The 14244-nt window shown below is 73.1% G+C and carries 12 protein-coding genes; 3 read left to right on the top strand and 9 right to left on the bottom strand.

Annotation, left to right across the window (positions count from 1 at the left end):
* Positions 1 to 146: 146 nt before the first annotated feature.
* Both KDN32_RS21015 and KDN32_RS21020 read left to right on the top strand, forming a co-directional pair.
* Positions 147 to 971, top strand: a complete 825-nt coding sequence (locus tag KDN32_RS21015; protein ID WP_372446603.1) for a ParA family protein — start codon at positions 147 to 149, stop codon at positions 969 to 971.
* Positions 968 to 1948 carry a ParB/RepB/Spo0J family partition protein gene (locus KDN32_RS21020; protein WP_211734520.1) on the top strand — a complete coding sequence of 327 codons (981 nt, stop codon included), beginning with the start codon at positions 968 to 970 and terminating at the stop codon, positions 1946 to 1948. Before KDN32_RS21015 ends, KDN32_RS21020 begins: the two co-directional genes overlap by 4 nt.
* Positions 1949 to 2387: 439 nt before the next feature.
* Here KDN32_RS21020 and KDN32_RS21025 read toward each other — a convergent pair whose 3' ends face one another.
* Complete coding sequence (locus KDN32_RS21025) at positions 2388 to 3161, bottom strand: lysophospholipid acyltransferase family protein (RefSeq protein ID WP_211734522.1); 774 nt, start codon at positions 3159 to 3161, stop codon at positions 2388 to 2390.
* A 46-nt stretch (positions 3162 to 3207) separates the two neighbouring features.
* On the bottom strand, positions 3208 to 4422 hold the full coding sequence (locus KDN32_RS21030) for a pyridoxal phosphate-dependent aminotransferase (protein WP_211734524.1): 1215 nt from the start codon (positions 4420 to 4422) through the stop codon (positions 3208 to 3210).
* Between the two features lie 41 nt (positions 4423 to 4463).
* Here KDN32_RS21030 and KDN32_RS21035 point away from each other — a divergent pair, with 41 nt between their 5' ends.
* Positions 4464 to 5108, top strand: coding sequence for a GNAT family N-acetyltransferase (locus KDN32_RS21035; RefSeq protein ID WP_211734526.1), 645 nt, complete (start codon positions 4464 to 4466; stop codon positions 5106 to 5108).
* Positions 5109 to 5133: 25 nt separating this feature from the next.
* Here the strand turns inward: KDN32_RS21035 and trxA are convergent, their stop codons facing one another.
* The 7 genes from trxA to KDN32_RS21070 all read right to left on the bottom strand — a co-directional run bounded on the left by trxA (position 5134) and on the right by KDN32_RS21070 (position 14236).
* A complete protein-coding gene (gene trxA / locus KDN32_RS21040) occupies positions 5134 to 5457 on the bottom strand; it encodes a thioredoxin (protein ID WP_211734528.1) in 324 nt (107 codons plus the stop codon).
* Positions 5458 to 5741: 284 nt separating this feature from the next.
* The gene (gene trxB / locus KDN32_RS21045) at positions 5742 to 6752 is read right to left on the bottom strand and encodes a thioredoxin-disulfide reductase (protein ID WP_211734530.1); all 1011 of its coding nucleotides are present in this window, start codon (positions 6750 to 6752) and stop codon (positions 5742 to 5744) included.
* Between the two features lie 94 nt (positions 6753 to 6846).
* Positions 6847 to 7593: a hypothetical protein gene (locus KDN32_RS21050; protein WP_211734532.1), complete on the bottom strand. Its 747-nt coding sequence runs from the start codon at positions 7591 to 7593 to the stop codon at positions 6847 to 6849.
* A gap of 65 nt (positions 7594 to 7658) precedes the next feature.
* Positions 7659 to 8327 (bottom strand): RNA polymerase sigma factor SigM, encoded by a 669-nt coding sequence (sigM, locus tag KDN32_RS21055; RefSeq protein WP_211734534.1) that lies wholly within the window; start codon positions 8325 to 8327, stop codon positions 7659 to 7661.
* Positions 8324 to 10273, bottom strand: coding sequence for a protein kinase domain-containing protein (locus tag KDN32_RS21060; protein ID WP_211734536.1), 1950 nt, complete (start codon positions 10271 to 10273; stop codon positions 8324 to 8326). Before KDN32_RS21060 ends, sigM begins: the two co-directional genes overlap by 4 nt.
* A 79-nt stretch (positions 10274 to 10352) precedes the next feature.
* The gene (murJ, locus tag KDN32_RS21065; RefSeq protein ID WP_307854262.1) at positions 10353 to 11981 is read right to left on the bottom strand and encodes a murein biosynthesis integral membrane protein MurJ; all 1629 of its coding nucleotides are present in this window, start codon (positions 11979 to 11981) and stop codon (positions 10353 to 10355) included.
* A complete protein-coding gene (locus KDN32_RS21070) occupies positions 11978 to 14236 on the bottom strand; it encodes a DUF6049 family protein (protein ID WP_211734538.1) in 2259 nt (752 codons plus the stop codon). Before KDN32_RS21070 ends, murJ begins: the two co-directional genes overlap by 4 nt.
* Between the last annotated feature and the right edge of the window lie 8 nt (positions 14237 to 14244).

Below are 14244 nucleotides of genomic sequence, written 5' to 3' on the forward strand. Positions count from 1 at the left end.
CACGTGAAACCAAGCCGGCCTGGCAGGTCAGGACAGCCGCCGACCTGGCCGGCGGCCACGACGACTTCGAGCACCACAACACACCCCTCGCCCAGGCAGCTCAGCACTCGGTCCTGGCACGCACCGGAGGCCTGCGACGGCAGGGTGTGCCGCGTCCCGGCGCGACCCGTGTGTTCGTCGTGGCGAACCAGAAGGGCGGGGTCGGCAAGACCACCTCGACCGTCAACGTCGCCGCCGGTCTCGCCCAGCTCGGGCAGAAGGTGCTCGTCATCGACCTGGACCCCCAGGGCAACGCGTCGACCGCCCTCAGCGTCGACCACCATCGTGGCGTTCCCTCCACCTACGACATGCTGGTCGACGGTCATTCCCTCGCAGACGTGATGACCGAGTCGACCGACCTGCCCGGCCTCTGGGTAGTTCCCGCGACGATCGATCTCGCCGGCGCGGAGATCGAGCTGGTCAGCGTCGTGGCCCGCGAGCAGCGGCTCGCCCGGGCGATCAACGCCCACCCGTTGGTCGGGAGTGCGGCCGAAGCAGGGGAGGAGCGCTTCGACTACGTCTTCGTGGACTGCCCGCCGTCCCTCGGGCTGCTCACGCTGAACGCCCTCGTCGCCGGGCGGGAGATGTTCATCCCGATCCAGGCCGAGTACTACGCCCTCGAGGGACTGGGTCAGCTGCTGGAGACGGTCGAGATGGTGCGCCAGCACCTCAACCCCCAGCTCGAGGTGTCGACCATCCTGCTCACCATGTACGACGCCCGCACCCGCCTGGCTGCGGGCGTGGCCGACGAGGTGCGGTCCCACTTCGGCGAGCAGGTGCTGCGTACGGCCGTGCCGCGGTCGGTGCGGGTCTCGGAGGCCCCCTCCTACGGCCAGACCGTCATGACCTACGATCCTGCGTCGGCAGGCGCGCTCTCCTACCTGGAGGCGGCCCGGGAGATCGCCGGCAGGAGCAGAGGAGTCACCGCATGAGCAGCACCCCGCCCCGTCGAGGACTGGGACGAGGACTCGGGTCGCTCATCCCGACAGGTCCTGCACCGACGCCCGCTGAGGCGCCGACCTCGGCGACCAGCTCGGCTGTGGAGTCCGCTGTCGCGACCCAGCGACCGGGGACCGTGGAGGGAGCACCGGCGACCGTTGCCGGGGCGTACTTCGCGGAGCTGCCGATCAGCCAGGTGAAGCCCAACGCCAAGCAGCCCCGCCAGGTCTTCGAGGAGGAGGCGCTGGCCGAGCTCGTGCACTCGATCCGTGAGGTCGGACTGCTGCAGCCGGTGGTGGTGCGCCCGTCCGGCGAGGGCGGCTACGAGCTGATCATGGGCGAGCGCCGCTGGCGCGCCTCGCAGGAGGCCGGTCGGGACACCATCCCGGCGATCGTCCGCGAGACCGACGACGACGACATGTTGCGCGACGCGCTGCTGGAGAACCTGCACCGCTCCCAGCTGAACCCCCTCGAGGAGGCGGCGGCCTACGGCCAGCTCCTCGAGGACTTCGGCTGCACCCACGAGGAGCTCGCCCAGCGGATCGGCCGCTCACGGCCGCAGATCTCCAACACCTTGCGACTGCTGCGCCTCTCGCCCGCGGTCCAGCGGCGCGTCGCCGCCGGCGTGCTCTCCGCGGGGCACGCCCGTGCTCTGCTCAGCGTGGAGGACGACGGCCTGCAGGACCGGCTCGCTGCTCGGGTGACGGCCGAAGGCATCTCGGTGCGCGGCCTCGAGGAGATCGTGTCCATGGGCGTGGAGGACGAGGCCCCGCGCGTGCAGCGCAAGCGTCCTGTCGCCCCCGGGCTGGAGGACCTCGCCGAGCGGCTGTCCGACCGCCTGGAGACCCGCGTCAAGGTCGACCTGGGCAAGGCCAAGGGCAAGATCACCGTCGAGTTCGCCAGCATGGACGACCTGCGCCGCATCGTCGACGTGATGGACCCGCGGAACCGGAGCGACCGCCCCATCTGACCGCCCCCGCCGGCGGGGCCGGGGCCCGCTGAGCTCGGTGGTTCCGATGCTCGCTCCGCTCGCACCTCAACCACCGAGTCGCGGGATCATCTGGGGACGTGGTGGAAGTCCCGGAGATCCGAATCGTCCCGTGGCGTCCTCAGACACCTGGGACCCGATCGGCCGGGCACGCGAGCTGGTCGGTGTACACGTGCGCCCTCGTGTGCCGCTCGGCCGTCAGCGACACCTGTGAAGGCGTCTGAGGACGTGTTGCAGCCCCAGGAGGCCCGAACGCTGCACCCCGTCCTCAGATGCCCACGGGTGGTGGCAGCTCGTCGCCGATGTCGGCGACACCCGCGGACCCGGCGGGACTCATCACGGCCGGCACCGGTCCGCAGCGTCCTCAGGCAGGTTTGTCGACAAAGAGATACGTCGACAGATCGATGTAACGACAGAACTATTATCCCTGGCGCTTGGCGCGCTTCTCGGCGCGCCTGCGGGCCCGCTCCCGCTTCTCCTCGGCGTCGAGGCGGGCAGCCTCCTCGAGCGTGGGCGCCGAGCCGCCCATCGACGCGGGCACCCACCAGGACCCCGGGGGCTGCTCGTCGGCGGGGTAGTCCGCGATGGTCTCGGCCAGCATGGCGGCCATCCGGTCCCGCAGCTCGGCGGTCTCGGCCATCGGGTCCGCGCCAGTCGGGTGCATCGCCTCGCCCACCCGGATGGCGATCGTCTTGCCGCGGGAGAAGTCGCGCGAGTGGTCCTTGGTCATCATCCGCTGGGTGCCCCAGAGGATGACCGGCACCAGCGGGACGCCCGCCTCCGCCGCGATGCGTACGGCGCCGGTCTTGAACTCCTTGAGCTCCATCGCCCGCGAGATCGTGGCCTCGGGGAAGATGCCGACCGCCTCTCCCTGGCGCAGGTAGTCCACCGCGGTGTGGAAGCTCGCGACGCCTTCGCCGCGGTCGACCTCGATGTGGTGGAGCGAGCGCATCAGCGGACCGACGTAGCGGTGGTCGAACAGCTCGCGCTTGGCCATGAAGCGCACCAGGCGACCCGAGGGGTTCGCGGCGAAACCGCCGTAGACGAAGTCGACGTAGCCGATGTGGTTGTAGGCCAGGAGCACGCCGCCCTCGCGGGGGACGTGCTCGGTGCCGGTCATCTGGAAGGTCTGGCCCAGCGCCCGGAAAGCCGCCTTGGCGGTGACGATGATGGGCGGGTACGTCACGTCGCGCATGGCGAGGAGCCTAGGGTCCCGCAAGCGTGCCCGCGACCCTTCGTGATCAGCGTCGCGTCGCGAGGAAGTCGGCGATCCGGCCGATCGCCTCCTCGAGGACGCTCGCCTCCGGAAGCGTGACGAGCCGGAAGTGGTCCGGGGCCGGCCAGTTGAAGCCGGTCCCGTGCGTCACGAGGATCTTCTTGGCCCGCAGCAGGTCGATCACGAAGTCCTGGTCGTCCTCGATCGGGTAGACCTCGGGGTCGAGCCGCGGGAAGCAGTAGAGCGCTCCACGTGGCTTGACGTTGGAGACGCCGGGGATCTCGTTGAGGAGCCGGTGGGCCAGCATCGACTGCTCGTAGAACCGCCCGCCGGGGCCGATCAGCTCCTCGACCGACTGGTAGCCGCCGAGGGCGGTCTGGATCGCGTGCTGGGCAGGGACGTTGGCGCACATCCGCATGTTGGCGATCAGGGTCAGGCCCTCGAGGAAGTCGGTGGCGAGCTCCTTCGGCCCCGAGACCATCACCCAGCCCGCGCGGTAGCCGCAGACCCGGTAGGCCTTGGACAGGCCGGAGAACGTCAGCGTGAGGACGTCGTTGCCCGCGTAGGTCGCGGCGTGGTGGTGGACCGCGTCCTCGAAGAGGATCTTCTCGTAGATCTCGTCCGCCATCACGACGAGCTCGTGGCGCCGGGCGATGTCGACGAGGCCCTTGACCGTCTCCTCGCTGTAGACGGCGCCGGTGGGGTTGTTCGGGTTGATGATCACCAGCGCGTGGGTGTTCTCGGTGATCTTCGACTCGATGTCGGCGAGGTCGGGGTTCCAGTCGTCCTCCTCGTCGCACCGGTAGTGCACCGGGATGCCACCGGCCAGCGTCACCGCCCCGGTCCAGAGCGGGTAGTCCGGTGAGGGCACCAGGATCTCGTTGCCGTCGTCGACGAACGCCTGGAGGACCATCGAGATCAGCTCGGAGACGCCGTTGCCGATGAACACGTCCTCGACGCCCACGTCGCGCAGCCCCCGCGACTGGTAGTAGTGCATGACCGCGGTGCGCGCCGACCAGATGCCCTGCGAGTCGGCGTAGCCCTGCGCCTGCGGCAGGTGGTGCATCATGTCGGCGAGGATCTGCTCGGGCGCCTCGAAGCCGAAGGGGGCGGTGTTGCCGATGTTGAGCTTGAGGATCCGGTGGCCCTCGGCCTCGAGCCGCTGGGCCTCGACAAGGATCGGCCCGCGCACGTCGTAGCGGACTCCCTGCAGCTTCTTGCTCTGTCGGATCGGGCGCACGCCTCATCCTCTCAGGCGCCGCGCCCCGCTAGCATCGACGTGTGTCCCGCAAGACCGCGCGCCTGACGGTCGACCACCTCGCGGAGCTGGCCGATCCGGTCCGCGCCTGCCTGTTCTGGGAGCTCGGACCGGTCGACCGGGGCCGGCTCGACGCCGCGGAGCGCACCGCCCAGAAGGAGCAGTGGCTCTCCGAGGTGCTGCGCGACTGGGGCTCGTGCGGTCGGGTGGTGCGCATGGACGGCCGGACCGTCGGCATGATCCTGTACGCCCCGGCGTCCCGGCTGCCGGGAGCAGCCGCGTTGCCGACGGCGCCGACCTCGCCGGACGCGGTGCTGGCCGCCACGGCGTGGGTCGACCCGGCCTGGCGTCGCGGCGGGCTGGGCCGCCTGCTGGTCCAGGCGATGGCCGCCGACCTCGTGCAGCGCGGCCACACCGCCATCGAGGCGTACGGCGACACCCGTGGCCGCCCGGACGGGTGCGTGCTGCCGGCGGAGTTCTGGGGCAGCGTCGGGTTCAAGACCCAGCGGGTGCACCCGACGACTCCGCGGATGCGGATGGAGCTGCGCACCGCGCTCAGCTGGAAGGACGAGGTCGAGGCGGCGCTCGAGAAGGTGTGGGGCGTCGTGCGCCCCACGCAGAAGGCGACCCGCCCGATCGGATCGGTGCGGGCCGCCTCGAGCGACTAGCGGGTCCCGAGGGACCGGCGAGGGATCAAATGATGCCCTCGAGCTCCTTGAGCAGCGCAGCCTTCGGCTTGGCGCCCACGATGGACTTCACGACCTCGCCGCCCTGGTAGACGTTGATGGTCGGGATGCCGGTCACGCGGTAGGAGGACGGCGTGACGGGGTTCTCGTCGACGTTCATCTTGAGGAACGTCAGCTTCTCGCCGTGCTCCTTGTTGAGCTCGTCGAGGATCGGGGCGACCTGGCGGCACGGGCCGCACCACTCCGCCCAGAAGTCCACCAGGACGGGCTTGTCGGACTTGAGGACCTGCGCCTCGAACTCGGCGTCGGTCACGGCGGCGATGTCGGCCACTGCACTTGCCCCTTTCATCGGAAGTCTCGGGTTGCCCGGGTGCGGCAACACCTCAGTCAACACCACCCCGGCGACATCTGTTCCCGCCGACGCCCGGGGCGGGGTAGTCCAGTGCCGAACTGTCGCGAAAGGGCCGTCGGCACGACCGTTCGTCACTGGACTACCCCGAGGGGGAGGTCGGTCGTGCCCCCGCCCGGTGAACCCGAGACCGCACGAGCCCCACGCCGCGAGGGCGTGGGGCTCGTGAGGGTGCTGGGGCTCGAGACGGTGCAGGCGGCGGGCGCTCAGGCGCCTGCGGTCTGGACCTGCTCCTCGATAGCCTCGACCGTCGCGGCAGCGTCGCCGGCGGTGGACGCCTCGTGGTCGAGCGCGGCGATGAACCGCTCGGCGTCGAGGGCGGCCTGGCAGCCGGTGCCGGCGGCGGTGATGGCCTGGCGGTAGTGGTGGTCGACCAGGTCACCGGCGGCGAAGACGCCGGCGAGGTTGGTCCGGGTGGACGGGTGGTCGACCAGGACGTAGCCGTCGTCGTCGAGGTCGACCTGGCCGGTCAGCAGCTCCGAGCGCGGGTCGTGGCCGATGGCGATGAACAGCCCGGTGACGTCCAGGCCGCGCTCCTCGCCGGTGACGGTGTCGCGCAGGGTGATCGACTCGAGCTTGTCGGTGCCGTTGATCTCGGCGACCTCGGCGTTCCAGACCATCTCGAGCTTGGGGTCGGCGAACGCGCGCTCCTGCATGATCTTCGACGCGCGGAGCTCGTCGCGGCGGTGGACCAGGTAGACCTTGGAGGCGAAACGGGTGAGGAAGGTGGCCTCCTCGACCGCCGAGTCACCGCCGCCGATGACCGCGATGGCCTGCTCGCGGAAGAAGAAGCCGTCACAGGTGGCGCACCACGAGACGCCGCGGCCGGAGAGCTCGTCCTCGCGAGGCAGGCCGAGCTTGCGGTAGCCCGAGCCGGTGGCGAGGACCACCGAGCGCGCGGTGTAGGTGTCGGTGGCGGTCTTCACGATCTTGACGTCACCGGTGAGGTCGACCTCGACGACGTCGTCGGCGACCAGCTCCGCGCCGAATCGCTCGGCCTGCGCGCGCATCTCGTCCATCAGGGCCGGGCCCATGATGCCGTCGCGGAAGCCCGGGAAGTTCTCCACCTCGGTGGTGTTCATCAGGGCGCCGCCGGCGGTGACGGAGCCCTCGAAGACCAGCGGCTGGAGCGAGGCGCGCGCGGCGTAGACCGCAGCCGTGTAGCCGGAGGGCCCCGAGCCGATGATGATGACGTTGCGGGTCTCGGAGGTGCTCATACGACTCAGTGGCTCCTGTAGTGCTCGGTGGTGGGCGTACGACGTGCTCAACCGATCGTAGGCCAGCGTTCTTCCCGCGCCGGGGTCGACGGGCTCAGGGAGCGGGCGACGGCGCGGGCAGCGTGACGGTGCCCACCGGCTCCGGGGTGCCGCACACGTAGATGACCGCGTCCTGGTCGGTGCCGGTCGGGGCGCGGTAGACGACGAGCCCGACCTGGCCGTCGACCTCGACCGGGAGCCGGCGTCCGGGCCCGGTGTCGGTGGCGCGGCAGGCGCTGGCCGCGGCGAGGTCGTCGAGGGCCACGAGACGACGGGACGCGCCTGCGCGCAGGGTCAGCAGCTGCTGGCGGAGCGCCGCGTCGGTCGTCGAGACGGCCGGCAGCCCGGACTCCGGGGTGACCTCCCGCTTGGGATCCGGCGAGGTGAGGGAGTCCGGCTCGTCGGACGGTGCCGCCTCCGCGCCCGAGGAGTCCTGCTGGGAGAACGTGTTCCCGCCGCCGGCGTCGCCGGAGGAGGCGGAGCCGCTGGCGGAGGAGTCGTCGGAGCCGCCGCCGGTGGGGAGGACCTGCCCGACCGCGACGCCGGCCACCACGACGGCCGCAGCCGCCAGGAGCCCCGCTCCGGCGAGGCGCCGACGGCGTGCGCCGAGGTCGACGACCCGTGCCGGTGAGCGGTCGTCGGCGGGCGTGACGGGCGCGGAGGTGCGCTCGGCGACCAGTCCGGCGAGGGCCTCGTCGAGGCGGGCGACGACCTCGGGAGGCGTGGCGCCGTCGTGGCGGGCGTCGGCCAGCAGCCGGCGTACGGCGTCCTGCTCGGGCGGCAGGTCGGGTGCGTCGGTCATCGGGGCTCACCTCCTCGGGGCGTGCGTGGGTGGAATGGGGGCGGACGGGGGGGGGGTCGGGGTGCTCAGGGCGCCGGCGGACCCCGCTGGCGCATCGTGGGTGGGACGGTGCCGTCGGGCGCGGGGTTCCCGTGAGGCACCTCACCCGGTGGCTGGTGCAGGTCGAGCAGCAGGGCGGCGAGCTTGGTGCGCCCGCGCGAGCACCGCGACTTCACGGTGCCCTCGGCGCAGCCGAGCATCTCGGCCACCTCGGCGACCGGGTAGCCCTCCATGTCGACCAGCACCAGGGCCGCGCGCTGGTCCGCCGGGAGGGTGGCGAGCGCGTCCAGCACCCGACGACGGCGCTCGGCGGCCTCCGCGGCCGCGTCGGGCTCGTCGTCGTGCTCCGCGGTCGCGACCAGTGCGCCGCGGTCCTCGACGTCCTCGGGGAGGGCCTCGAGCCGACGGATCTTCGCCGCCCGGATCCGGTCGAGGCAGGCGTTGACCACCACGCGGTGCAGCCAGGTGGTGACGGCGGCCTCGCCGCGGTAGGAGCCGGCGCGCCGGAACGCCGCGATCATGCCGTCCTGGAGACCGTCGGCGGCGTCCTCCGGGTTGCCCATCGTGCGCAGCGCGACGGCCCACAGCCGGTCGCGGTGACGCCCGAAGAGCTCGCCGAACGCCTCCGCGTCGCCGTCGACGTGGGCGCGGAGCAGGTCCTGGTCGGACCGGCCGGGCAGCTGGTCGTCGCTCACCCGAGCACCTGCACCTCGGAGATCGTGCCCCGGAACCCGTCGCTGACCGCCGGCAGCAGGGTGAGCCAGATGGTGACGTAGCGCCCGGACACCGCCTCGGGCACGTCGATGGTGAGCTCGCCGGTGCCCGACGCCGTACCGATGGGGCTCAGGTCGGCGACGCCCGTCGGCGCCTGCGTCGTGACGTAGGCCGCGAGCGACGTCTGCCCGCCGTCGGTGGTGACCACGACGCGTCGGACGCCCTTGGTGGCGCCGAGGTCGACGATCACGCCCACACCGGTCTTGAGGCCGCCGGGACCGAAGTTCTGCTTGTAGGTCGAGGTGCTCCAGGTGGTCGCGGGGTCGCCGTCGACGACGTTGGGGACCGACTCGGGGTTCTCCTCGCGGGGCTCGGCGCCCTGGGGGTCGAAGTCGTCGGCGACCAGCCCGGTGTACGGCGTCGGGTCGGCGGCGCTCGGGGACGCCGAGGTCGTCGGGTCGTCCGTGGCGTCGTCGATCGCGGCGGGCAGCCCGAGCTGGTAGGCCGCCACGGCCGCGACCGCGACGACGGCGAGCACCGCGACGACCAGGGCGAGGCGGAACCAGCTGCGGCCGGGCACCTGGTCGCCCGTGTCCTGCAGGCCGTCGTCGGTGCCCCACGGGTCGCCCGACCAGGAGCCGGTGCCCCAGCCGCCGGTGTCGCGCGACACCGGGCGCACGCCCGAGTCAGGGCCCGGGGAGGACGCGTCCCACGGCCAGTAGTCCGGGCCCGCGGAGGCGGCGCGGCTGCCGGGACGCGGGCGGCGCACCGGCTCGCCCTCCGGCGGGTCGGGGGCGAACAGCGGCTTCGGGGCAGGCTCGTCGAGCAGCGGCGGCGGAGCCGGCTTGTCGGCGCGGGCGCGCAGCCAGTCGACCTCGTCGTCGTCGTCGTGGAACACCGGCATGCCGGCCTGCGTCGGCAGGTCCGTCGACGACACGTCACCGGTGGTCGTCGGCTCCACCGGCGCGACCTGCTCGGTGGGCTCGATGGGGTCGGCGGTGTCGGCGGCCTCGACCGGCTCGGGGACGTCCGTGGGCTCGAGGGCCGGCGTGACCGCGGTGGCCTCGGCGTCCTCGGCGGCGACCGGCTCGGGCTCCGGCACGGGCTCGGGCTGGACCGCGGGTGCGCTCGGCGGGCCGGCGGGCCGTGGACCGGCCACCGGCACGTGGGTGCCGGTCATCTCGCCCACGTAGTCGGCGAGCAGGTCGCGCACCGCCCGGGCGCTGAGGTCGGAGGCGGCGGCCGACGAGTGCTGCGGGGCGAGCACCTGGTCGCACAGCGTGTCGAGCACCCGCGGGATGCCGGCCCGGACCCGGCGCGGCCGCAGGACGGTGCCGTGCGCCTCCGGGGCGGGCGGCAGCGCGGACTGCGAGACGCCGGCCCAGCGGCCGGTGAGGGCGGCGTAGAGCAGGCCGACGAGGTCGATCTCGTCGACCCCGGTGCGGCCCGGTGCGAGGCCGCGCAGCGCGGCGTCGACGCCGAAGCCGATGATCCTGACCTGGCCGTGCTGGTCGACGAGCACGTTCTCCGGCGCGAGCCGGCCGTGGGCGAGCCCGAGGGCGTGGGCCTCGGCGATGGTGTCGGCCACCTCGGCCACCAGCCAGGCGGCCCGGCGCGGCGGCAGCGGACCCTCCCGGGTCAGCAGCACGTCGAGCGAGTCGCCCTGGCCCCACTCGTTGACGACGTAGCAGCGGCCGTCGGCGACCTCCGCGTCGAGCACCCGCAGCAGGCGCCGGTCGATCACCGGCCCGGCCCGGCGCGCGGCCTCCAGCAGCGGTCCGGCGCGCTCGTCGTCGGCGGCGAGGACGTGGACCGCGACGGCGCGGTGCAGCACCCGGTCGTGGGCCCGCCAGAAGCGGCCGGTGCCGTTCTCGGCGAGCAGGTCGTCGAGGCGGTAGCGGTCGGCGAGGACGTCTCCGGCCTGCATCGACCTCACCTCCTCACCTCGCTCTGCTCGTCCCGGCGCGGGAGGCTCCCCACGTCCCGGAGGTTCATCGTAGGGAACCTCAGCGGCGACGCACCCTCGCCGCGACGGTGTCGACCAGACTCGTGACCTCCCGCACGTGCAGCAGGCGGGCGCCGGCCAGCACGACGATCATCCCCACCCCCGCGCTCGCCCCACCGCGCACCAGCGAGAGCACCGGCCCGGGGTAGGCGCCGAGGCCCGCGAGCCCGCGCTCGACCAGCCAGGCGGCGACGCCGGCCGCGAGGAGCACGAGCCCCATCCGGACCAGGAACCGCACCAGCTGGGGCGTCTGGAGGCCGCCGACCGTGCGCCGCAGCAGCACGAAGCTCACCACCGCGCCCACGACGTACGACGCGAGGTAGGCCACCACGAGGAGCGGGGCGGTGTCGTCGGCCGACCCGAGGGGCACCAGGACGCTCGCCACGACGACGTTGGTGGCCGACACGGCGAGCTGGATGAAGAACACCAGCCGGGTGCGCTCCATCGCGTAGAAGCCGCGCAGCATGAAGTAGTGGACGGTGAAGAACACGAGGGCCGGCCCGAAGACGGCGAGGGTCGGGGCGAACCGGGCGGCCTGCTCCTTGTCGGCCCAGCTGAAGGCGACGCTCGCGACGTCGACCGCCGTGATCGGCAGCAGCACCGCGAACGGCAGGACCAGGGCGAGCGACGTGCGCAGGGTGGAGCCGACCGTGCGGCCGAGCTCGGCCAGGCGGCCCTCGTGGGCGTACGACGAGAGCCGCGGCAGGATCGCGGTCGCCAGCGAGACGGTGACGACCGCGTGCGGCACCATCATGATCAGCAGGCTGCTGGAGTAGACGAGGTAGCCGGTGCCGCCCTCCGCACTGCCGCCGGACGCGAGCTTGACCACCCGCAGGTACGCCAGCTGGGTGACCACCACGAAGAGCACCGTCCACACGCCCAGGCGCAGGGTGTGGCGCAGCTCGGGGTCGCGGAAGTCGAAGCGCGGTCGGTAGAGAAAGCCCGACGAGCGCAGGTAGGGCACGAGCACGACCAGCTGGGCGACGATGCCTAGCGTGGACCCCAGGCCCAGCAGCACCTCGGCGCCGGTCCCGAGCGCGTCCTGGGCGTCGGCCTCCGCGGTCGGACCGAGGACCAGCAGGTAGGCCACGAGCACGCCGACGGCGATCAGGTTGTTGGCGATCGGCGCCCACATCATCGGCCCGAAGCGGCCGCGCGCGTTGAGGACCTGCCCGACCAGGACGTACATGCCGTAGAAGAACACCTGCGGCAGGCACCACCGGGTCAGGTCGACGATCGACTCCAGCTGGGCCTCGAGGGCCGGTCCGTAGTACTTCGAGTCGAGGTAGAGCCGCAGCACGAGGGGTGCGACGAGGACGAGCAGGACGGTCACGGCGCCGAGGAACAGCGCCGAGAGGGTGATGACCCGGCTGGCGTAGGCGTCGCCGCCGTCGGGGTCCTCCTTGATCCGCCGCACCAGCTGGGGCACCAGCACGGCGTTGAAGATGCCGCCGGCCAGCAGGATGTAGACCATGTTGGGCAGCGTGTTCGCGATCGCGAACAGGTCGCCGCGCAGCCCGGAGCCGAGCGCGACGACGAGCAGCGCCGCCCGGACGTAGCCGGACGCGCGCGAGACGACCGTGCCCGCGGCCATGACGGCCGAGGAGGCCAGGACCTTCTGGTCGCTCACACCTGTCCCATCGCGGTGTCGGAGGAGGTGGACCGAGCCTGCTCGGGAGCCTGCTCGGGAGCCGGCTCGGGCGCCGGCTCTGCGGTCGGCTCTGAGGTCGGCTCTGCCGCTGCGCGGTGCTCGCCGGCCCGCAGCTCGGCGCGCCGGGCGCGGATCTGGCCGGGCAGCCGGTAGCCGATCATCCCGAACAGCACGAGGGCGCCGGCGGCCATGACGACCCAGATCAGCGCGCTGACCCGGGCGGCGCGGATGGGGAGCTCCTCGCTCGAGCCGAGCGCGACCCCGTCGACGCTGGTGACCCGCATCCGGACCGGGTGGATACCGGCCTGGGTCGTGGTGGCCTTGAACCGCACCACGCTGCGGGCGCGGGGCCCGAGGTCGCGCACGCTGTCGCCGGTCAGGGTGACCTCGCCGTCGGTGACGATGCCGATCCCGACCGACACCGGCTGGTCGAGCCCGTTGACGAGCGTCGCACCGAGTCCGCCGGAGTCGCCCGAGAGCGTGACCCGCGTCGGCACCTCGATCGTGATCCGGCCGAGGTCGGCGCGCAGCGAGTCGTCCACCCGGTCGGCGGCCACCCGCGCGCGGCGCGGGCTCTGCCGGTGCTGCTCGGACAGGGTGACCAGCACCTCGTCACCCACCTGCTGCTCGAGCGTCGTCTGGAGGGTGAGGACCTGCTCGAGGAGCGTCGCGGCGTCGTCGGCGCGGTCGGCGGCGGCGAAGCCCGTCGCGGGGAGCTCCTCGTCGACGTCGAGGGTCTCGTAGGCGAGGTTCGACGCGTTGACGCCGGTCGCCCGGCGTGCGGCGACCCAGGTCGCGGGGATCGTGTCGAGCCACGGCTGCTCGAGCCCGTCGAAGAAGGACGCGGCGTCCTGGTCGCGCCACGTGGTCGGCAGCGTGACGACGAGCGGGGCGCGGTCGTCGCGGGCGATCCGCAGCGCGGCCTCGCTCAGCACGCGCTGGCGCAGCGCCAGGGGATCGAGGGGGTCGGTCGGCCCGGGACCGCCGGACTCGGCGCCGGTGCTGGTCAGCAGCGCCTCGTGGCCGAGCAGGCGGACCACGGAGGTGGTCGTCTGCGGCGGGATGGCGAACGCGCTGTCGCCCAGGATGATCTGGACGTCCTCGGGGGTGGCCGCGATTGCCTCCGGGCTGAGCCGGCCGCCGGACGGGGCGACCGCGAGGGTGGCCGGGACCTGCAGGTCCGCCATCGCCTCGGTGCTCCGGGTGAGCGCCTGGGTGTAGCGCTCGGGGGACTGCCGCACGGCCGCCGACACGTCGAGGTCGCCGAAGGGCAGGGCGAGCACGCTGCCCGAGCCGACGAGCGTGCGGAAGCGGGTGAGCCAGGCCGACGCCGCCTCCGCGACGGGCGCGACCTCGGGGTCGACCTCGCCGTCGGTCGGCACCGCCGGGTCGAGCTGGACGGGCGCGGGCTCCTCCGACTCCGGCGGGCTCGGCTCCTCGGTCGGCTCCTGGCCGGGGACCGTGGGGTCCGGCGCCAGCGAGCGCTCCGGGTTGCCGAGCGAGAGCCGGGTGATCGCGAGCAGCACGGCCGGGTCGACGAGCCACGTGTACGGCGTGGTGCCGGCGGCGTCCGCGGTGTCGAGCACGCCGTCGAGCGTCCCGCCGTCGGAGAGCCGGCGCAGCCAGCGCTCGGTGCCGCCGATCCGGCCCTCCGCGTCGTACCAGACCCGGTTGCGGACGGGCAGCACGAACGACGCGTCGAGCCCCACGTCGCCCCGCGGCAGCACCGGGATGAACGTCCGGGCCCGCCCGTCGGCGACCAGGTCGCGCGGCACCGCGCCGTCGCCGAGCGCGTGCACGCCGATCCAGTAGACCCCGGCCTCGTCGGGGATGCCGAGCAGGTCGACCGGCACCGAGTCGGAGAACTGTGCCGTCTCGCCGGGCGCGAGGGTGTCGATGGTGTCGAAGGTCCCCGGGACGGTGACCCGGCCACCGACGTCGGCCGTGGTGGGGATGGCGGCGGCGTTGGTCAGCGAGTCCAGGATCGGGCTCTGCGAGGCGAACGCGTGCATGTTGACCCGGGTGAAGGTGTCGTCGCTGGTGTTGGTGACGGTGCCGCTGATCCGGATGTCGCCGCGTCGTGGGACCGTCGGGTCGATCTCGTCGAGGTGCACCACGAGCGGGTCGGGGTCCTCCGCGGCGGCCGCCGCGGAGGGCGTCGTCGCGCCCGTCACGACCGCCCCGAGCGCCACCAGTCCCGCCAGGGCAGCACGGAGGACGGACGGGCGGGGCACGGACGAAC

This window comes from Nocardioides palaemonis (genome assembly GCF_018275325.1).
Taxonomy (GTDB): domain Bacteria; phylum Actinomycetota; class Actinomycetes; order Propionibacteriales; family Nocardioidaceae; genus Nocardioides; species Nocardioides palaemonis.